The 19,649-nt window shown below is 70.2% G+C and carries 18 protein-coding genes and 2 pseudogenes; 9 read left to right on the top strand and 11 right to left on the bottom strand.

Going from position 1 to position 19,649, the window contains the following annotated elements; all coding sequences use genetic code 11:
- Positions 1–3 precede the first annotated feature (3 nt).
- Positions 4–393 (top strand): hypothetical protein, encoded by a 390-nt coding sequence (locus ACGFZF_RS34105; protein ID WP_393560663.1) that lies wholly within the window; start codon positions 4–6, stop codon positions 391–393.
- 70 nt (positions 394–463) lie between these two features.
- Here ACGFZF_RS34105 and ACGFZF_RS34100 read toward each other — a convergent pair whose 3' ends face one another.
- The 7 genes and pseudogenes from ACGFZF_RS34100 to ACGFZF_RS34070 form a co-directional block, all read right to left on the bottom strand.
- Positions 464–955, bottom strand: a complete 492-nt coding sequence (locus ACGFZF_RS34100) for a hypothetical protein (RefSeq protein WP_393560826.1) — start codon at positions 953–955, stop codon at positions 464–466.
- A gap of 210 nt (positions 956–1,165) precedes the next feature.
- Positions 1,166–1,609, bottom strand: a pseudogene (locus tag ACGFZF_RS34095) (TniQ family protein); the annotation flags it as partial.
- A gap of 2 nt (positions 1,610–1,611) precedes the next feature.
- The gene (locus tag ACGFZF_RS34090) at positions 1,612–2,151 is read right to left on the bottom strand and encodes a hypothetical protein (protein ID WP_393560824.1); all 540 of its coding nucleotides are present in this window, start codon (positions 2,149–2,151) and stop codon (positions 1,612–1,614) included.
- A gap of 267 nt (positions 2,152–2,418) precedes the next feature.
- A pseudogene (locus ACGFZF_RS34085) lies at positions 2,419–2,841 on the bottom strand (TniQ family protein); the annotation flags it as partial.
- Positions 2,838–4,124 (bottom strand): AAA family ATPase, encoded by a 1,287-nt coding sequence (locus ACGFZF_RS34080; RefSeq protein ID WP_393560661.1) that lies wholly within the window; start codon positions 4,122–4,124, stop codon positions 2,838–2,840. The pseudogene ACGFZF_RS34085 and the gene ACGFZF_RS34080, both read right to left, overlap by 4 nt.
- A 1-nt stretch (position 4,125) precedes the next feature.
- Entirely contained in the window at positions 4,126–6,414 is a 2,289-nt protein-coding gene (locus ACGFZF_RS34075; protein WP_393560659.1) for a transposase, read from the bottom strand.
- Entirely contained in the window at positions 6,411–7,277 is an 867-nt protein-coding gene (locus tag ACGFZF_RS34070; RefSeq protein ID WP_393560657.1) for a TnsA-like heteromeric transposase endonuclease subunit, read from the bottom strand. The genes ACGFZF_RS34075 and ACGFZF_RS34070 overlap by 4 nt, the downstream gene beginning before the upstream one ends.
- Positions 7,278–7,791: 514 nt before the next feature.
- On the opposite strand from ACGFZF_RS34070, the gene ACGFZF_RS34065 reads away from it, so the two are divergent.
- From ACGFZF_RS34065 to ACGFZF_RS34055, 3 genes are read left to right on the top strand one after another with little or no spacing between them, the layout of a single operon-like run.
- Positions 7,792–8,463, top strand: a complete 672-nt coding sequence (locus ACGFZF_RS34065) for a hypothetical protein (RefSeq protein ID WP_393560655.1) — start codon at positions 7,792–7,794, stop codon at positions 8,461–8,463.
- A gap of 19 nt (positions 8,464–8,482) precedes the next feature.
- Positions 8,483–9,448: an ATP-binding cassette domain-containing protein gene (locus ACGFZF_RS34060; RefSeq protein ID WP_393560653.1), complete on the top strand. Its 966-nt coding sequence runs from the start codon at positions 8,483–8,485 to the stop codon at positions 9,446–9,448.
- The gene (locus tag ACGFZF_RS34055; protein ID WP_393560651.1) at positions 9,445–10,257 is read left to right on the top strand and encodes an ABC transporter permease; all 813 of its coding nucleotides are present in this window, start codon (positions 9,445–9,447) and stop codon (positions 10,255–10,257) included. The genes ACGFZF_RS34060 and ACGFZF_RS34055 overlap by 4 nt, the downstream gene beginning before the upstream one ends.
- Before the next feature lie 219 nt (positions 10,258–10,476).
- Here ACGFZF_RS34055 and ACGFZF_RS34050 read toward each other — a convergent pair whose 3' ends face one another.
- Together ACGFZF_RS34050 and ACGFZF_RS34045 are read right to left on the bottom strand one after the other, a co-directional pair.
- Positions 10,477–10,929 (bottom strand): hypothetical protein, encoded by a 453-nt coding sequence (locus ACGFZF_RS34050; RefSeq protein WP_393560649.1) that lies wholly within the window; start codon positions 10,927–10,929, stop codon positions 10,477–10,479.
- Positions 10,930–11,110: 181 nt separating this feature from the next.
- Entirely contained in the window at positions 11,111–12,613 is a 1,503-nt protein-coding gene (locus tag ACGFZF_RS34045; RefSeq protein ID WP_393560647.1) for an MFS transporter, read from the bottom strand.
- A gap of 128 nt (positions 12,614–12,741) precedes the next feature.
- On the opposite strand from ACGFZF_RS34045, the gene ACGFZF_RS34040 reads away from it, so the two are divergent.
- The 3 genes from ACGFZF_RS34040 to ACGFZF_RS34030 all read left to right on the top strand — a co-directional run bounded on the left by ACGFZF_RS34040 (position 12,742) and on the right by ACGFZF_RS34030 (position 15,787).
- A complete protein-coding gene (locus ACGFZF_RS34040) occupies positions 12,742–13,473 on the top strand; it encodes a TetR/AcrR family transcriptional regulator (RefSeq protein ID WP_393560645.1) in 732 nt (243 codons plus the stop codon).
- 241 nt (positions 13,474–13,714) lie between these two features.
- Positions 13,715–14,200 (top strand): MarR family winged helix-turn-helix transcriptional regulator, encoded by a 486-nt coding sequence (locus ACGFZF_RS34035; protein ID WP_393560643.1) that lies wholly within the window; start codon positions 13,715–13,717, stop codon positions 14,198–14,200.
- Positions 14,201–14,311: 111 nt separating this feature from the next.
- Positions 14,312–15,787: an MFS transporter gene (locus ACGFZF_RS34030; protein WP_393560641.1), complete on the top strand. Its 1,476-nt coding sequence runs from the start codon at positions 14,312–14,314 to the stop codon at positions 15,785–15,787.
- Positions 15,788–15,910: 123 nt separating this feature from the next.
- Here ACGFZF_RS34030 and ACGFZF_RS34025 read toward each other — a convergent pair whose 3' ends face one another.
- Positions 15,911–16,558: a TIGR03086 family metal-binding protein gene (locus ACGFZF_RS34025; RefSeq protein ID WP_393560639.1), complete on the bottom strand. Its 648-nt coding sequence runs from the start codon at positions 16,556–16,558 to the stop codon at positions 15,911–15,913.
- A gap of 63 nt (positions 16,559–16,621) precedes the next feature.
- On the opposite strand from ACGFZF_RS34025, the gene ACGFZF_RS34020 reads away from it, so the two are divergent.
- Positions 16,622–17,605 (top strand): helix-turn-helix transcriptional regulator, encoded by a 984-nt coding sequence (locus tag ACGFZF_RS34020; protein ID WP_393560637.1) that lies wholly within the window; start codon positions 16,622–16,624, stop codon positions 17,603–17,605.
- Positions 17,606–17,645: 40 nt separating this feature from the next.
- Here ACGFZF_RS34020 and ACGFZF_RS34015 read toward each other — a convergent pair whose 3' ends face one another.
- Positions 17,646–18,671 (bottom strand): DMT family transporter, encoded by a 1,026-nt coding sequence (locus ACGFZF_RS34015; protein WP_393560635.1) that lies wholly within the window; start codon positions 18,669–18,671, stop codon positions 17,646–17,648.
- A 71-nt stretch (positions 18,672–18,742) separates the two neighbouring features.
- On the opposite strand from ACGFZF_RS34015, the gene ACGFZF_RS34010 reads away from it, so the two are divergent.
- Entirely contained in the window at positions 18,743–19,642 is a 900-nt protein-coding gene (locus tag ACGFZF_RS34010; RefSeq protein ID WP_393560633.1) for a LysR substrate-binding domain-containing protein, read from the top strand.
- Positions 19,643–19,649 lie beyond the last annotated feature (7 nt).

Below are 19,649 nucleotides of genomic sequence, written 5' to 3'. Positions count from 1 at the left end.
CAGATGGCCGCGATCAAAGCGGCCATACCGGACGCCTGCGGGACCGTACGAGGCGGTGAACTCGTCTGCACGCTCACACTGCAGCCGACCCCCGTGAGCAGGATCTACACGGTACGGATCACCTACCGACACCGGCGCCGGCCACGTGTGACTGTCATCGACCCGCCGCTGGCGCTGCATCCGGACGCCACTGCTCTTCCGCACGTCTACCCCGACGGCGACCTATGCCTGTATCTGCCCGGTGAGTGGAGCGAGCACATGTTCCTCGCAGACACGATCCTGCCCTGGACGTCGGCGTGGCTCCTGCACTACGAACTTTGGCTAGTTCTCGGGCGCTGGACCGGCAGCGGTCACGAGCACGCAGTACCGACGCTCGGTGATCGGATCCAATGAGCGCTCACTAGTCCCAAGTCCGAACCGTGCTTAGTTCGTCGCCAGCTGCACGATCACACTCCAGGCTCTACTACCTCGGAAGATCCATGACGGCTTGCCTCAGCGAGCCCGAGATCCAAGAAGGGCGACGAAGCCAGGTGCTAAGCCCGAGGTCGGCCTCTCTTAGACGTTGAACGAGCGGCGCTAACCGATGTCGGGCATCGACCGGACTGTGCGCGTCGAGCAGCTCCGCCGCGATGTCGAGTGCCGCACCGGTGGCCAGGCACCCTTGGGGCGGCACGGTGTAGGGCTTGGAGGTCTTCTTCTTGCCCAGAGTGTTGAGCAGGGGCTCGGCCTGCGAGACGCGGGAGGCGTACTCCGCATCGATGGCGGCGGCCAGACAGGGTGTGCTGGCGTGCTCGCGGGCGACGGGCCAGGACCGAAAGATCATCGCGACCATGGCGCGCAGGTCGGCGAAATAGTGGGGGACGGGTACCGGTGTGCCGGCGCTCATCGCGGTCCCGGGCCCGCTCGCGACGAGCAGGTCAATGAGCTGTCGCTGTACTCGCAGGAGCGCTGTCATGGTGGCCACGTCAGGTGCTATGGAAGGCGGATCCAGCCAGGCCAGGTCAGCTGCGCAGGTTGCTTCGGATCGCTGTGATGTCTGCCGGTCGGTGAAACGGCACTGCCATGGGTGGAGTGTGTCGTCGGACAAGCGCGCGATGGCGTTGGCTGCAGGAGCGAACTGCGCGGGTGTTGCGCAGCGTGGGCATTGGCTCTCGAGAAGGCGTTGGTGCTGAACGCACAGGAACGCTACGGGGAGCCGCCACAGGCGTCTCCACGCCCCACCGTGGAGATCCTGAACGGCGCTGCGGTCCCCGGTGAGGCATTGCGGGCAGTAACGCGTAGAGCGGGTCAAGACCCATGGGTTGTCGTAGATCATTCGCGCTGGGGTACGGCGTGGGGTGAGCTCGGGGTTCAGAGGCCCGTAGCACTCTCCGAGCGGGGCGAGAAGCAGGCCGCTCACCTCGGCAGGCGTCAGCTGTGTGGCGCGGGCGAAGCCTTTGAGGTGTTCGTCGTTCAGATGGTGAAGAACACTCAAGGGCAGACGAGAGGGCAACCCTGTGCGGGCGGCAATCTCACCGGGTGTCGTACCCAGCCTGTGGGCGAGCCGGAGGACGAATCCGGTGAGGGTCTCATCGGGCAGCGGGTCGAGACTGCGTGGTAAGGGGCGCATGGTCACCCGTTCCGCGGGCCACGGATGTAGGGCTCGGGGCTCGAATTGTCCGTTGGTCCCTTCGCTACTCCGAGAACCTCCTGCAGCGCGGAGGAAGTGCCGGGAAGGCGTGCGAGTTCCAGGAAGGTATCCCGGTGCAGCGCCAGGGTGCTGCCGAAGAGCGGGCCCACAGCCATCCGAGTCCATTGCTTCTCGCGGCCGTCAAGGATGCGTTCGGCGATTCCCAGTACTGCGCCCATGGTCAGGGAGGATTCCAGAGGCGAGAGCAGCGAGCTGATCCCATACGGTCTCTTCGATGCGCCTGACGTGCGGCGTCGGCTGTCGCGAAGTCGCTGCTCTGCTTCCCGTCCGATGGCCTGGGCCAGGGCGGGTGTCGCCGCAAAACCGCTGGCCTCGGGCCAGGAGGCCAGAACCAGGGTTGCCACGACACGCAGGTCAATGAAGTACTGAGCAACAGGCACGAGTTGGCCGCAACTGTTGGCTCTCTGGGGCCCGTCAGGTGACAACAACACGTCCAAGCGATGTTGGAGGGCCAGCAGCACGCCGAGGGAGTCCGCGTCACCCAGCGCGCGGGGAAGGCGAACACGGGCGAGGTCAGTCCCGCAGACCGAGCGTCGTCCCGAGCCCGTTTGCGGTGCGGGAGACGTGGCTCGGCACTGGGTGGGGTGGAGATCTTCCGTGCCAGGGCGAGCGATCAAGCCGTTAGGGGCGAACTGGGCGGGGGCTCGGCACTTGGGACAGGCGCGGCTCAGGAGTTGCTGGTGTCGCGAACACGCAAAGACCACCGGAAGTCGCCAGGCCCGTTTCCAGGCGCCCCCGTACAGGCGCCCCAGCGGGCCATCGTCACCTGCGAGGCATGGCGGGCAGTACTGGGAGCTCCGCATGAAGACCCAGCGGTTGGGGCGGCCCAGCTGCTGTGGGCTCGTCCACGGCCGATATCGGTGGCTCACGAGGCCATATCGATGGCCCATAGGGGCAAGCAACAGCTTGCCGGCCTCCGCCACAGTCAGGCCTGCCGCGCGCGCCGCCCGGACAAGACGTGGCTTTTCCATATCCGCGAGCAGCCACGGCGAGACGACCACCGGAGCGGTGCCCATCTCGTCCATCAGCCCCATACGGAAAGCGATTTGAGTCGGGGTCGTACCGTTGTGGCGAGCGAGACGTAGAAGGAAGCCGACAAGGGTCTCGTCGCCGAGCGGGTCGAGGCTGCGTGACAGTCGGCGGTGGGTCATCCTTCGACCACCGAAGGAGTGCCTCGGTCGTCGTAGACGCTGTTGCGGCTCCTTCTGGGACTCGGGCCTGGCTTCCGCTTCGGAGCGGTGTCGACGTCGGGGATCTCTCCGGCTTCGGCGTCCCGCCGGTCGTCTCTGCCGGGAACGTTGCCCAGATTGATCGTGATCTCGTCGAGGAGGTCGATAGTCAGGTCCTCCAGGCCACTCTCCATGGCTTTGACCAGTCCGTCCTCGGCCAGCCGCCGCAGCAGACCAACGATGCCGTGGGTCCGGCGGTAGAGGTACTCGGGCATCTCGCCTTCGGACAGCGTGCCCGGTCCGGCGTTGAAGAGCCGGATCTGGTTCTCAATGCCGACGAGATGATCGATGAATGCCGCGATGCCCGCGTCGCTGCTGTAGTCGAAGGGGTCAAGGTTGACCAGATCGAAGCGGCGTTCCGTCTGGGTGGAGGCGTCGGGGTTGTAGCTCTTGCCCTTCTTCAGTGGGGCGTAGACCCACTGTTTGGTGCGGGGGTCGTGCCAGCCCTCCCTGAGCAATCCGGAGCGAGGGATGTTCACGCCGATGAGGACGAGTGTGACGTCCAGGTCCATCAGGCCACGGATCAGGTCGAGGGTGTCCTGGTCGTCCTCCCGGTGCATCTTCAGACGAGTGATGTCGTCGATCAGCAAGACGGTGGTGGCGTGCGCTTTGATCGATTCGCGGACGTTGCGGATCATGCCGCGCAGGTTCCTGCCGTAGGGGGCGCCGTAGAAGTCGAGAATCGCCTCGCACAGGCCGATCGGGGTCGCTTTGACCGGGGTCTGGCAGTAGGCGACCGGTGCGATCAGGTCCCGGGTCCCAGGCATCGGGTCGAGGTAGTAGGCGGGGTACCGCTCGAACAGGTCGCGCCAGGTGTCCTCGAACTCGGCGGCGGTCCGACAGGCAGTCTCCGTTTTGCCCTGGTAACCACCGCCGTTGATCATCAGTCCGTCGAGAGTGCTCGGGCCGATGCGCATTGCGTTGTTCTGGATACGAGAACGCATCAGCGTGGTTACCACCGCGCTCATCGGAGTCTCTTCCATCCGCATGTTGACGTGTGTGGCCGCGCGGTGCAGGTCGTGCAGCGACCTCCTGCGCGGGCTCAGCAGTCGGTACTCGGCCAGGGAGATCTTCTTGACCGGCACGAACAGATCGCGTGTCCTGCGGAACTCCTGCCAGCCCTCGTAAGTGGTCCTGTCCGGCCGGGGGCCGAAGCGTAGGAACGGCACGGGCTCGTCCGGTGCCTCTGGGAACCGGTCGCTCATCTCACTTCTCCTCCGTCGCCTGCGGACCGGACCCCTGCAGTTCTGTGGATGGATCGCCGGGCGTGTCATCGTCGTCCGCGATCACGAAGAGGTTGCGGCCGCGGCGGCTCGATCCGAGGGAGGCAGGCTGCGACGGCCGCGGTGGCCCAGCCGCTTCGCGCCGCCGACGCCGATGGGCGTCCAGACTCCGTGTGGCCTGCCGGGCCCGTTCCCGCAACGGCAGCTCTGCTTCAGGCACACCGACGGCGGCCAGCAGCGGCGACTCGCCCCGCTCCTGCGGTTGTGGTCGGTCCGCAGCAGCTGCCTGAGCCTGGGCGATCTCCCGCGCCTGCTGCATGCGCTGGGACTTGGTCATCTGGGACGGCCAGCTCTCGACCGGATCGACCGCTCCCAGCATCTCCAGAAGAATCGGAACGAGCTCGGTATCAGAGCGCGGCTTGAGTCCTGCTTCTCGTACTCGGTTGAGAAGTTCTTCAACCCGGGTATCCCCGAAGGCCGGGATCTCGCCCTCCGGCGGCAGGCCCGTCCAGCGTAGGGCGTGCCACTTGTGTGTGTCGGGGTCCTGGAAGTACACCACCCGCCGGTCCCGGGGTTCGCGGTGAATGACCCACTGCTGTTTGTACCGGCCGCCTCGCGCCGATTGCCGGTCGGGACGGTGCAGCAGCTCGGCGTCGTACCAGAGACCTTTGACCTTCACGCCTCGCCGGTAGATCCGCTTCACATGATGCTCGGGCAGAAAGCGGTAGTACGTCTCCGGTGACGGGATGTCCAGGTCGAAGCCCTCCTGAGCGAAGGAGGCAGCGAACAGAGTGTTGGGGCTGTGATCACCGCCCGGATCCCAGCTGGGTGCGAACTCGGCGAGCCTGCGGTTCTGCCAGGTCTTCACGACCCAGGTCGCGATGAAGTGTTCCATCTCGGTGAAGGTCAGTACCGCGTCGCCCTCCGGGTCGGCGCCACGGTCGGCAACATCGATTCCCGTGTAGCCGGGCAGCTTCTCGAACAGCAGTGATCGGATGCTGCCAAAGACACGCTCCACCGCGCTCTTGTCCTGCGGGCGCAGAACACGAGCCGGCAGGATCCGGCATCCCATCGCATCCTGAACATCCACGAGATGGTGGTTGCGGTAGACAGAGCCATGGTCGGAGGTGATGGTCTCGGGAGTGAAGAACGGCAGTGCGGCCACCTTGTGCCCTGCGAACTCGGAGACCACTGCGGCCGGCAGCCCCGGGTAGGGCCACTCCATGTCCTCGCCCCACTCCGCCCGCATCGGCAGCGGCAGCATGACGTCCCGCAGGACCATCGCGACGTCCACGGAGGAGTCCGACACAAGCGTGAGCCGGAAGGCGCAGATGGAGTGGGTGTATACGTCGAGCGCCAGGGTGAGGTGGACAGTGACCGGATCCCCGAAGACATTCTCGCGGACCATCACCGGGAGGATCGTTGTGTCCAGGGCGACGACCTGGCCCGGCCGCGTCACGAGCACATGTCCGTTCTTGGTGGGCAGTTCGGCCGAACGCTGGTACCGCGGTCGGGCGCCACCCGGCCCGAACCACTCTTTCCACACCCGCAGCAGGGTGTGATAGCTCGGGACCTCGATCTCAGCGTCCTTGAAGGTCTCCCGCACATAGCGCTGGATCATGATCTCGCGGGTTCGCGCGCTCACCCGGGAGCGGTGCAGCGTCTCCTGCCTCACTGCGAAGATCGCCTCACGGACTTCTTCGCAGATGCTCGGGTGTCCTCCGCTGGCCCGCAGCCACCGGTGATCGGCACAGCCGATGACGCCGTACTTCCTGCGCCGGCGTTCCCACCGTTCAAGCGTGCGCACTCCGACGTGGGCGACGCCCAAGAGCAGTCTGGTCTCCTCGGGCCGCAACGCCGACAGCTCCGCGGCCTTCGCCACCCGTCGCTCGGTCAGCGTCGTGCGGTCCGGGTCGTACTCGGGACGCGGCTCACCCGGCTCAGGGCGGAACTGATCACCGCTGCGAAAGCCGCACTTCACCTCCATCAGGTGGGCGAAGCGCTGTTCCATTAAGGGGCGCTTCTCCGGCTTCACATCGCTCCATGTGGCCGGTTGACGCCCTCGGTCCGCTCCTTCCGCAGCCGTGCGTGACGACGGTCTGCAATTCGGGTCGTTGACCAAGAAGCGGAAGCTCACCCGCTGACGATCACCGTCCGCCCGCACCAGGTGGACCCGCCCCAGATGCGGCTCCTGCCGCTCGACCAGCCACTCCACGTCGTTGAGCACAATGCCTGCTCCGGGTGAGAGGTCCAGGGCTGCTGACGCGTTCATGAGGTACCTCCTGCCAGAACCACTCGCGACCTGTCCGTCAGCGGAAGAGAAAGGTCGATCCCGAGCCTGCGGTGCCACAACAGGTGCAGCAGATGAGCCCGGGCCACCGGCCAGTACGTCTGAGCGGCCGCCAGCTCTCCGAACGTCACGCCCTCTGCGGCGAGGGCGAGCAAACCGGCCTGGACCCCGAGCACGTCACGCGTCGGACGACGCCTTCCGTACATCGCGCCGAGTGTGGACCGCACCTGCGGACGCCACTCGGCCACGACCGTGTAGTGCCACCCGCAAGCCACTGCCACTTCCTCGGCCGCCGCGAAAGCCTGCAGGTCCTCGGGCTTGATCAGGGGCCTGGGCCGCACATCGATCAGCCAGGTGCCCGTCTTCGTGACCGCGAAGAAATCGGGCGTGTGTTTGCGCCATTTCTCCGCGGTGCGAAACCGAATGCACAGCGGCTGCGACAGCACCTCGACCAGATCACCGGCAAAGTCCATTGCCACCAGCAACTGATCCTCTTCGAGGCTCTCGAATGCGTGCAGCCGCCCGGTCGCCAGCAACGGTCCCAGGCCAGGCCGATGCCTCTGATCCCGCCGCCAGGTGAAACCCCGCATCGGGCCGCGACCCGCCACAGGGACCTGCCCAAGATGGCGTACCGGGCCCGTCACCTCGTCCCCGGCGTACCTCCACGTCGCGGTCCACCGGTTCACCCAGCCGTCGGACAGGTCCAGGGCATCCCGCCCCGCATCCAGTGAGACGGGCACCAGCAGATCCGTCCATGTACACCGGTGGGACCACAGGGAACCGAGCTCGTACGGAATCGGAGCCTTATTGCCAGCCGGCCCAGATACGCCCTCGGTTTTGCTCATGCCCCCAGGGAAGCTGCTTGCCTCCTGGCAGGGAGGCGATCTTCGAAGTTGGCGACAACTTGGCTGCAAAGAGCGCTGAGCACGTCAGGAACGATGCGAATCCGACGACAGATGTTGCGCTCAGGGCATCAAGAAAAGCCAGGTCGGCACGCGAAATTACGACACCTATCGTGCTCAGTCACAGCGGGGCGGGTGTCGATCGCGGGCGGCCCGCACTCCCGTCGCCGCGCCCCTTTCTCCCGGCGGCAGGGATCCCGTCCCGTCGCACCCCGGCCTCGACGGGGCGGCCTCCGACGCCCCCGCGTAGCGTTCATTCGCTATCCATTGCAATGAACAATGAGCGTACCGTTGCATTGAAATGAGAACCATTGCAACGAATTTGCCATGTCTACCTGCAGTGATGCCATTACATCGCAACGAACTTGTTGCCACTTCCTTGAATGCAACGTAGCGTTTCCGTCATCAGAAAGAGCGCGGGACCACGCAGCGCACGACGCGGAAGCAGGAGATCACGATGCAGAAGTTCGACACCCCCAGCCCGGTGACCGCCGTCCTCGACATCCCCGGGGGCCGCATCCGGTTCATCGCCGCCGACCGGGCCGACACCACGGTCGAGATCCTGCCCGCCGACGCCTCGAAGGGCCGGGACGTGAAGGTCGCGGAGCAGACCGAGGTCGTCTACGGCGACGGCGTCCTGCGCATCGAGGTCCCGCCGGCGAAGAACAAGCTCCTCGGGCACTCCGGCGCCATCGAGGTGACCGTCCAGCTGCCCACCGGCTCCCGTGTCGAGGCGAAGGCGGCCGCCGCCGAGTTCCGCGGCGTCGGACGGCTCGGCGACGTCGCCTTCGCGGGCGGCTACCGCTCCGTCAAGCTCGACGAGGCCGCGAGTGCCCGCCTCACCGCCCTCGACGGCGACGTCTCGGTCGGCCGGCTCGGCGGCCCCGCCGAGATCAGCACCAAGCGGGGTGCCATCCAGATCACCGAGGCGCTGCGCGGCGCGGTGACGCTCCGCACCGGGCAGGGCGACATCTCGGTCGGCGCCGCCCGCGGCGTCTCCGCCTCCCTGGACGCGGGCACCGGCCACGGCCGGATCGACAACGCGCTCAGGAACACCGACGGCACCGACGCCGGCCTGAACATCCACGCGACCACGTCCTACGGCGACATCACCGCCCGCAGCCTCTGATCTTCGAAGGAGCCTTCTCATGACCGACCTGGCCATCGCGGCGAACGGACTGCGCAAGTCCTACGGCGACAAGACCGTCCTCGACGGCATCGACCTCGCCGTCGCCGAAGGAACGATCTTCTCCCTGCTCGGCCCGAACGGCGCCGGCAAGACCACCGCCGTCAAGATCCTCTCCACCCTCATCTCGCCCGACCCCGCGAGCGGCTCGATCCGCGTCGGCGGCCACGACCTCGCCACCGACCCGCAGTCCGTGCGCGCCTCGATCGGCGTCACCGGACAGTTCTCCGCCGTCGACGGCCTGATCACCGGCGAGGAGAACATGCTCCTCATGGCGGACCTGCAGCACCTGTCCAAGCGGGACGGGCGGCGGGTCACCGCCGAACTCCTGGAGCGCTTCGACCTCACCGAGGCCGCCAAGAAGCCCGCGTCCACCTACTCCGGCGGCATGAAGCGCCGCCTCGACATCGCCATGACCCTGGTCGGCGACCCGCGGATCATCTTCCTCGACGAGCCGACCACCGGCCTCGACCCGCGCTCCCGGCACAACATGTGGCAGATCATCCGCGAACTCGTCACCGGCGGAGTCACCGTCTTCCTCACCACCCAGTACCTGGAGGAGGCCGACGAACTCGCCGACCGCATCGCGGTGCTGAACGACGGCAGGATCGCCGCCGAAGGCACCGCCAAGGAACTGAAGCGGCTCATCCCCGGCGGGCACATCCGCCTCCGCTTCACCGACCCGGCCGCGTACCGGAGCGCCTCCTCCTCGCTGGGCGAGGCGGCGGCCCGCGACGACGACGCGCTGTCCCTGCAGATCCCCAGCGACGGCAGCCAGCGCGAACTGCGCACCGTCCTCGACCGGCTCGACACCGCCGGCATCGAGGCGGACGAACTGACCGTCCACACCCCCGACCTCGACGACGTGTTCTTCGCCCTGACCGGCGGATCCGCCGTCCCCCACCAGTCCAAGGAGACCGTCCGATGAGCACCGCCCTCGCCCCCGCCCGCCCGTCCCGGATCTCCCTCGCCGTGCGCGACAGCGCCACGATGCTGCGCCGCAACCTCCTGCACGCCCGGCGCTACCCGTCCCTCACGCTGAACCTGCTGCTCACCCCGGTGATGCTACTGCTGCTCTTCGTCTACATCTTCGGCGACACCATGAGCGCGGGGATCGGCGGCGGAGACCGCTCCGCCTACATCGCCTACCTCGTGCCCGGCATCCTGCTCATGACCATCGGCTCCACCACGATCGGCACGGCCGTCTCCGTCTCCACCGACATGAACGAGGGCATCATCGCCCGCTTCCGCACCATGGCCATCCACCGCGGGTCCGTGCTCTTCGGGCACGTCGTCGGCAGCGTGCTGCAGGCGATCATCAGCGTCGTCCTGGTCGGCGCCGTCGGGGTGGCCATGGGCTTCCGCTCCACCGATGCGAGCGTCCTGGAGTGGGTCGCGGCGTTCGGACTGCTCGCCCTGGTCTCGCTGGCCTTCACCTGGATCGCCGTCGGGATGGGCATGGGCGCCCCCAACGCCGAGGCCGCCAGCAACAACGCGATGCCGCTGATCCTCCTGCCCCTCATCTCCAGCGCCTTCGTCCCGCTCGACTCGATGCCGGGCTGGTTCCAGCCGATCGCCGAGTACCAGCCCTTCACCCCCGCCATCGAGACCCTGCGCGGCCTGCTGCTCGGCAGCGAGATCGGCAACAACGGCTGGATCGCCGTCGCCTGGTGCGTCGGCCTCACGGTGCTCGGCTACTTCTGGTCGACCTCGAAGTTCAACAGCGACCCGAGCTGACCGCCGTGACCGTGCGGGCCTCGTCCCGCGACCCGTCCGACCCCCCGGGGCGGCGTGCACCGACATCGCGTCGGCGCCCGCCGCCCCGTTCCACGTGCGGGGCCGGGACGGCGGGCGGAAGGGGAGGGAGGAAGCGAGCGGGAGACGCGGAACGGCCGCACGCGCGAAGGGGACGCCCGGTGAGCGGGCGTCCCCTTCGTCGTGGAGCGGGTGGTGCGGTCAGATCGAGGAGTCGTCGAACGGCGCGTGCATGACCGACGAGGCGTGGCAGGTCGTCACGACACCCGTGCTCACCTTGATCTTGCAGACCTCGAAGTAGGCGAGGCTGATGTAGCCGCCGGGCGCCGCGTACGTCGTCCAGGTCGCCGTGTCCCGGCCCGTCGGGATCGTCCGCATCCGCCACTCGATCCGGCCGTTCTCGCCGTTCGTGATGAGGCGGATGCCGATGGCGTAGCCGTCGGTCGCCGTGTCCTTCAGGGTGATGTTGATGGGGTCGAGACGGTACGGGCGGCCCCGCCAGCCGATGTCCATCCGGCCGTAGTACGAGAAGTCCGTCGCGGTCACGCTGTCGGAGGTCGTGAGCGGGGCGGCCGCGGCGGGCGTGGCGGCCAGCGGGCCGAACACGGCGGCCAGGGCTGCGGCACAGGTGGCCACGGTGTACTTGAAGCGCATGATTCCCCCGGTGAGAAAGCAGAGTTGGTCGAAGATGATCACTCTAACGGGACCCTGGCCACCCTTTCCGCAGCTCGCGGCGGGGTGGCGGTGGAGAAGACCCGCGAAGCGGTGCGCGGAAGGCCGGCGCCCCGGGTGGGGTGCCGGCCTTCCGCGTCGGGACGGGGTCGGAGGTGGCGGGTCAGGCGACGAGCTCGGTGTTCTCGTGGGCCGAGGGCTCCTCGGCGGTCGGGGCCGGCTTCTTGTCGCGCATGACCAGTGCGGCGAGGACCGCGGCGGCCAGGACGCCGATGGCGCTGATGGTGAAGGTGGTCGACATCGAGGAGGCGAAGGCCTCCCGGGCCGCGGCCACCAGGCCGGGGTCGCCGCCGGCGACCGCCCCGCCGATCGACCGCCGGGCCGCCTCGGGGGCGTCGGCGGGCATCGCGGCGGTGTAGTTGCTGGTCAGCAGCGAGCCGAGGATCGCGATGCCGAGCGCGGTGCCGGCCTGCTGGATGGTGTCGTTCAGGGCCGAGCCGACACCCGCCTTCTCCTCCGGGATCGTGCCCATCAGGGCGCCGACCGCGGCCGGCATCGCGAGGCCGGCACCGAGGCCGAGCAGACCGAGCGCGATCGCCGGGAGGGTGAAGCCCGAGTCGGCGGTGACCGTGGTCAGCAGGGCGAAGGACGAGGCCATGACGAGCATGCCGGCCAGGATCAGGAGGCGGTGGCCGATCTTCGCGGCCAGGCCGGCGCCGGCACCGTTGCCGATGAGGGCGGCGACGGCCAGCGGGACGAAGGCGAGCCCGGCCTTGATCGGCGAGTAGCCGAGGACGAACTGCAGGTACTGGGTGAGGACGAGCAGCAGGCCGCCGTTGCCGATCTGCACCAGGGTCAGGGAGAGCGAACCGCCGCTGAAGTTGCGGTGCTTGAAGAGGACCAGCGGGACCATCGGCGCGTCGGTGACGTTCTCCCAGATCACGAAGCCGGCCAGGGAGACCACGGCGACGGCGAGGGTGATCGCCGACCGGCCGCCGAGGACGCCGTGCTGCGGGATCTCGATGATCCACCAGATCAGCGCGGTCATGCCGGCCACGGAGAGCACCGCGCCGAGCGGGTCGGGCTTCTGCCACGGGCCCTTGGACTCCGGCATGAGGGTGAGCGCGGCGAGGACGGCCAGGGCGACGACCGGGACGTTGATGAAGAAGATCGAGTGCCAGGAGAAGTGGTCGATCAGCACGCCGCCGAGGACCGGGCTGCCGACCAGGCCGAGCATCGACACCGAGCCCCACGCCGCCATCGCCTTGGGCCGCTCGTCCTCGTCGAAGACGGTGATGAGGATGGACAGGGTCGAGGGCATGATCAGCGCGCCGCCGACACCCATCGTGATCCGTGCCGCGATCACCTCGGCGGGACTGGTGCAGACCGTCGCCGCCAGCGAGGCCAGCCCGAACAGCAGCAGGCCGAGGACCATCACCTTCCGGCGCCCGAACCGGTCTCCGAGACTTCCGGAGGTCAGCAGCAGGCCGGCGAACACCAGGATGTAGGAGTCGAGGATCCACTGGATGTCCTGGGCGCTCGCGCCGATGTCCTCGGTCATCGAGGGCACCGCGACCGTCAGCGCCATGCTGTCGACCACCAGGACCAGCGTGCTGAGGCACAGCACGACGAGGATCCACCAGCGGCGTGGATTACGGGTTTCCATGGGGTTTCCTCTCGACCTGCGTACGTCGTTCCTTCGTTGCGAACACTGTACGCAGCTGCGAGCGCCGTACGCAAGCCTCGTTTCCCGTACGCTGGATGCGAACGTTGTACGCAACCTCAGGAGGGTCCATGGCCGCCAAGAGCAACCCGATCCCGTCCGTGTGGGCGAGGCAGCAGCGCGAGCCCGACCAGCCCGCGCTCAGCAGGGCGTCGATCGTCCGCGAGGCGATCGTGATGCTGGACGCCGACGGCATCGAGGCGCTGAGCATGCGCAAGCTCGGCGCGCGGCTGAACGCCGGCGCGACCTCCCTCTACCGGCACGTGGCCACCAAGGACGAGCTGATGGAGCTCGCGGTGGACGAGGTCGCGGCGGAGATCACGGTCCCGCCGCCCGGCGGGACCGACTGGCGCGCCGCCGCCACCGAGGCCGCCGGGTCCTTCCGCGCGACGGCCCTCCGCCACCCCTGGCTCTCCTCGGTCCTCGGCCAGGCCGGGCTCGCCTACCTGGGCCCCAACCTCATGGCGTACTCCGAGCGGCTGGCCGCGCTGTTCACCTCGGCGGGCTTCCCCGAGCCGAGCCGGGCGATCGACACCGTGCTGTCGTACGTCATCGGCATGAGCACCACCGAGGCCGCGTGGCTCACCACGGTCGCCCGCTCCGGCGAGACCGAGGCCGGCTTCATCGCCCGGCTGATGCCGGCCGCCCAGCAGGCCGCGGCCGGGCACGACCACCTCACCGACGCCTACGCGGACGCGCGGGTCCACGCGATCGACCCGGTGCAGATCCGCGACGACAAGTTCGCGTACGGCCTGGAGGTCGTCCTCGACGGCCTCGCCCTGCGCCTCGCGGACGCGCACTGATTCGGGGGCGCCCGATCCGGGCCGCCGGACAGGAGCCGCCGCCCGGGACCGCCCCCGCCTCACCCCGGGGGCCGGCCCGCTCGGCACACCCCCGGGGGCCGGCCCGCTCGGCGCACCCCGCCTCCCGATCCGCACCCGTACACCCCGCCCGGGCGGGGGCGCCCACCAGCGCCCCCCGCCCACCCCGGTCTTCCATTTGCGGATAATCCGCGACGGACCGGTTTTCGTTACCCTGGCGAGCATGACCGCCATGGCACCCACGCGCACCGAACCGGACCTGTCCTTCCTCCTGGACCACACGAGCCATGTCCTGCGGACCCGGATGAGCGCCCGGCTCGGCGAGATCGGACTGACCCCGCGGATGCACTGCGTCCTCGTCCACGCCCTGGAGGAGGAGCGCACGCAGGCCCAGCTGGCCGAGATCGGCGACATGGACAAGACCACGATGGTGGTGACCGTCGACGCCCTGGAGAAGGCCGGCCTCGCGGAGCGCAGGCCCTCCAGCACCGACCGGCGCGCGCGGATCATCGCGGTGACCGAGGAGGGGGCGAAGGTCGCCGCGGAGAGCCAGAAGATCGTCGACGACGTCCATCGGCAGGCCCTCGAGGCGCTGCCCGCCGACGAGCGCGAGGCCCTGGTCCGCGCACTGGACCGGCTGGCCACGGGCCACCTGGAGACCCCGGTCGAGGGACCGCGGCCGGCCCGGAGGGCGCGCCAGAAGGGGTAGCCCCCGAAGCCGCGCGACGCGGCCGCCCACCCAGGATCCGTAAAAGATAGTCTGCAACAAAACTATCTGCTACGGTCTTTCTTGTTGCTCCCGACGACAGGAGAGGCCGAGATGTCCGCCACCGCCGCACCCTCCCCCCGGACCCGTTCCCGCCGGCTCGCCCTCGGCGTCCTGGCCACCGGGATGCTGATGACGATCCTCGACGGCAGCATCGTCACCGTCGCCATGCCGGCCATCCAGAGCGACCTCGGTTTCACCCCGGCCGGTCTGACCTGGGTCGTCAACGCCTACCTCATCGCCTTCGGCTCGCTGCTCCTGCTCGCCGGCCGCCTCGGCGACCTGATCGGCCGCAAACGGATGTTCCTCGCGGGGACGGGGGTCTTCACCGCCGCGTCCCTGCTGGCCGGCGTCGCCGCCTCCCCCGGGGTCCTGATCGCCGCCCGCTTCCTGCAGGGCGTCGGCAGCGCGATGGCGTCCGCGGTGGGCCTCGGCATCCTCGTCACGCTGTTCACCGAGCCGCGCGAACGGGCCAAGGCCATCGCCGTGTTCAGCTTCACGGGCGCCGCCGGCGCGTCGATCGGACAGGTCCTGGGCGGCGTCCTCACCGACGCGCTCGCCTGGAACTGGATCTTCTTCATCAACCTGCCGATCGGCATCGCCACCGTGCTCGTCGCCCTCCCCGCCCTCCCGGCCGACCGCGGGCTCGGCCTGAAGGCGGGCGCGGACGCCCTCGGCGCGCTGCTCGTCACCGCCGGTCTCATGATCGGGATCTACGCGGTCGTCAAGGTCGGGACGTACGGCGCCGCTTCGGCCCACACCCTCGGCCTCGGCGCCCTCGCCCTGCTCCTGATCGCCGGCTTCCTGGTCCGCCAGGCCACGGCGAGGAACCCGCTGATGCCCCTGCGGATCCTCCGCTCGCGCGGTGTCTCCGGCGCCAACCTGGTCCAGATGCTGATGGTCGCCGCCCTGTTCTCCTTCCAGGTCCTCGTCGCGCTCTACCTGCAGAACGTGCTCGGCTACGGCGCGGCCCGGACCGGTCTCGCGATGCTGCCGGCCGCGGCCGTCATCGGCGCCGTGTCGCTGGGCCTCTCGGCCCGCCTCAACGCCCGCTTCGGCGAACGCAACGTGCTGCTGGCCGGCCTGGTGCTCCTCATCGGCGTCCTCGGCCTGCTGACCCGGGTGCCCGGCAGCGCCGCGCAGGCGAACTACCTCACCGACCTGCTGCCGGTGATGCTCCTCGCGGCCGGCTTCGGCCTCGCGCTCCCCGCCCTGACCTCGCTGGGCATGTCCGGCGCGAAGGCGGAGGACGCGGGCCTGGTCTCCGGTCTCTTCAACACCACCCAGCAGATCGGCATGGCCCTCGGCGTCGCGGTCCTCTCCACACTGGCCGCCTCCCGCACCGAGTCCCTGACCGCGGACGGCCGCCCGGCCGCCGAGGCCCTGACCGGCGGATTCCACCTGGCCTTCGGGGTCGGCGCCGGCCTCCTCACCGCCGCGCTGGTGGTCGCCTTCGCCGTCCTGCGCCGCCCGAAAGGGACGCGGCAGGCCACTCCCGCCGAGCGCGAGGCCCACCCGGCCGCCGTCTGAGCGGCCCCGGACCCCGCACCACGACGCGGACCGGAACCGCGGCGCGCGGCCGAGGCCGCTTCGGACCCACCCCGCGGTGGGTCCGAAGCGGCCTCGTCGTCCGGCGGTCCGGAACCCGGCGGCTCAGGGGCGACGTCCGTACCAGGCCACCAGGCGGTCGACGGCCGGCGCGTCGGGGGCGGTCTCGACGACCGGGCCGAACGGGACTCCCTCGCCCCGGCGTTCCGCCGGCAGCGCGCGCTCCATCGCACCCAGCGACACCGCCAGGACAGCCGGATCCCAGGCGGGCGACTGACCCGTCGCGACCGCCACGTCCCAGGTGTGCACGGTGAACTCGCCCGCGTACGCCACCAGCGCGGCGGCGCCCGGCAGCGTGCCGAACGGCAGGGTCACCGGCCTGTCGAGCAGCCCGGGATCAGCGGTCCAGGCCGCCCTCACCTCGTCGGCCGCCTCGTGCCACGAGCCGTCCGCGACGTGCGGCAGGGTCATCGGGTCGCCACCGCGCCCGACCAGGGCGAACCGCCGCAGGACGGCGACGATGTGCCGGGCCAGCTCCCGCACGTCGTACTCCTCGCACGGCGTCGGAAGGTCGTACTGGTCGGGTCGTACGGCGTCCAGCGTGGCCACCGCGAGGGCGACGGAACCGAGGAAGGCGCTCAACGGGTCCGCGGCGGACGGCGAGGCGGAGCCGGCGGCAGGAGCGGACGGGACGGACGGGGAAGCGGGGGCGGACGGGGAAGCGGTCTGGTGGCGCGTCGTCGACTGGGTCATGCACGGCACTCTGCTCGCATAACCGGTCATCCTCTGACCGGTTTCTCCGCGAGAATCCCGCACATGAGAGCCGACCGACTCGTCGCCGCCCTGCTCTTCCTCCAGACCCGGGGCCGCGTCACGGCCGCCGAGGTGGCCGCCGAACTGGAGGTGTCCGAGCGGACCGCCCGCCGGGACCTCGAAGCACTGGCCACCGCGGGCATCCCGGTGTACGCGCAGGCCGGGCGTGGCGGCGGGTGGGCCCTGGTCGGCGGCGCGCGCACCGACCTGAGCGGGCTGACCGAGAGCGAGATCCGCGCACTGTTCCTGCTCGCCGGACCGAGCGCCACCAGTCCCGAACTGCGGGTCGTCCTGCGCAAACTCGTCCGGGCGCTGCCGGCACCCCTGCGGGAGGGCGCCGAGGCGGCATCCCGGGCCGGGGTCGACGACGGCACGGACTGGTCCGGGACCGAGGCGGGCGAACCCCGGCTCCCCGCGCTCCAGCGGGCCGTGGTCGAGGGGCACCGGCTCCGGATCGGATACGCCCGCCCGGGTGAGGAGCCCCGTGAGCGGACCGTGCACCCACTGGGTGTCGCGGCCAAGGCCGGGGTCCGCTACCTGGTGGCGGACACGGACGCGGGCCTGCGCACCTTCCGCGTCAGCCGGATCGTCTCCGTCGTGGAGACGGGCGAACCGGCCGTACGGCCGGCGGAGTTCGACCTCGCCACCACCTGGCGCAGGCTCGCCGCCCGCATGGAGGACCGGATGGTCGCCGCGACCGTGCGGGGCCGCGCCGCGCCCGGCACGGAAGCCGTCCTGGACCGGCTCCTGGGCGGGCGGCTGCGGTACACCGGGCGGGACGAGGACGGCTGGTCGGCCATCGAGGTGGACGGCCCCACCCCGGAGGTGGTCGCCGCCCAGCTCGCCGGTCTCGGCGCCCGCGTCGAGGTCCTCGAACCCCCCGAGGCCCGCGCCCACCTGGCCCGTCTCGGTGCCGAACTGGCCCTGGTGTACGCCGACTCCACACCGTCCGCGCCCCCGGGCGCCAACCGGTCGGGCCCGGCCTGAGCGACCGCCCGCGGCGCCCGCGGCCGGCACGGCCTCCCGTTCAGCGGGGCGCGCCGGTCTCCTCCGCGGCGGCCGGCGCCGACACCTCCCGGGCGGGGCGCTCCGTACCGCGCGCCTCCGTACCGTGCCCCTCCGGAACCGGGTCCGCCGCCTCCGGGCCCGGCGCCGCCCCCTGCACGGCCGCCCCGCCCCCGACCGCGGCCACGCCCGTCGTCCACCGGGTCAGCGCCACCCCGACCAGTACGACCGCCATACCCGTCACGATCCGAGCGCTCAGGGGTTCGTCGAGGACGAGGGCGCCCAGCGCCACGGACACCACCGGCAGGAGATAGCCGACGGTGGCCGCGCTCGTCGGCCCCTCCTCCGCGATCATCCGGTAGTTCAGATGGAAGGTGAGGCCGGTCGCGAAGACGCCGAGGACGACGACCGCGAGCACTCCCGCCCAGGTGACCCCCACCGAGCCGCCGGCCGCCAGCGCCGGCACGCTCAACCCGGTCGCCGTGAGCAGCTGTGCCGCGGAGAGCGCCAGCGGCGCGGTGCCCCGCCCGGTGAGCCGGCGGGCCATGTACGCGAAGGCCACCGCGTAGCTCGCGGAGGCACCGAGCAGGGCGAGCGCGCCGAGACTCATCAGGCCGGAGCCCGCGCTCCAGGGCGCGAAGATCAGCAGGACACCGGCGAAGCCCAGCACCAGCCCGCCGAGCCGGGCGGGATGGAGCGGCCGGTCCGTCCCCGTCCCCAGTCCGATGAGGAGGGCCCAGAGGGGGGTGGTGGCGTTGAGCACGCCCGCCACCCCGCTGTCGACGGTCTGCTCGCCGACCGAGAAGAGCAGGAAGGGCAGCGCGTTGCAGAAGAAGGCGGCGACGGCCAGCCGCCGCCAGATCGTGCGATCCCGCGGCAGCCGCTGCCCCGCTCCGTACGCGAGCGCGAGGAGCACCGCCGCCCCGAGGAGACACCGGACGAAGGTGATCCACCCCGGCGTCAGGCCCTGTTGGAGGGAGATCTTGATCCAGAGAAAGCCCGAGCCCCAGAGCAGGGCCAGCACGCCCATGCGCGTCGCCGATGTCATGGCTCCACCGTCCTCCGCCTGACCTGACAGGACAAGCGAAGAATCATGCATCCAGCGTTAAGCTCTCCTACATGCTCGATGTGAGACGTCTGCAGGTGCTCCGGTCCGTCGTCACCAGCGGCTCGGTCACCGCCGCCGCCGCGCACCTCGGCTACACCCCCTCGGCCGTGAGCCAGCAGATCGCGGTGCTGGAGCGGGAGGCGGGCATCGATCTGCTGGAACGCTTCGGCCGCGGCGTGCGGCCGACCGCCGCCGGGCGGCTGCTCACCGAGTACGCCGCCGTCATCGGCCGCCAGGTCGCCGAGGCCGAGACCGCGCTGGCCGACCTGCGGGCGGGCCGCACCGGCCGGATCGCGGTCCGCTACTTCGCCACGGCGGGGGCCGACCTCGTGGCCCCGGCCCTGGCCCGGTTCCGCGCCGAGCACCCGGGGATCCGGGTCGACCTGAGGATCGCCGACGGCGCGCCCGACGCGGAGGCGGACCTCACGCTCCTGGTCCGGCCGCGGGACGGCGGAACGGGCACGTCCGGCGACGGTCTGCGGCTGGTCCCGCTGGTCGACGACCCGTATCGGGTCGTCCTGCCCAAGGGCCACCCGCTGGCCGGCCGCCGCGGCGCCGTCGAGCTGGCCGATCTCGCGACCGAGCCCTGGGTCGGCAGCGAGCGGCCCGGACCCTGTCTCGACGCGGTACTGGACGCGTGCGCGGCGGCCGGGTTCACCCCGGACATCGCGGTCGAGTGCGAGGAGTACGGCGCGGCGCAGGGCTTCGTCGCGGCCGGGCTCGGCATCAGCCTGATCCCTCTGATGGGCCTGGGCAGCCGCCACCCGAACGTGGTCGTCCGCAAGATCCGGGGCCCGGAGCCGGTCCGCTCGATCCACGCGGCGGTACGGGAGTCCTCGCTGAGCCTGCCCGCCGTTCGCGACCTGCTGACGGCACTTCAGGAGGCCCGGCCGGAGCGCCGGTCGGCCTGAGGTCCGG

Source organism: Streptomyces sp. NPDC048338 (assembly GCF_043201055.1).
Classification (GTDB): Bacteria; Actinomycetota; Actinomycetes; order Streptomycetales; family Streptomycetaceae; genus Streptomyces.
Note: the sequence above shows the minus strand (reverse complement) of the source record. Positions and strands in the feature narration are given on the sequence as shown.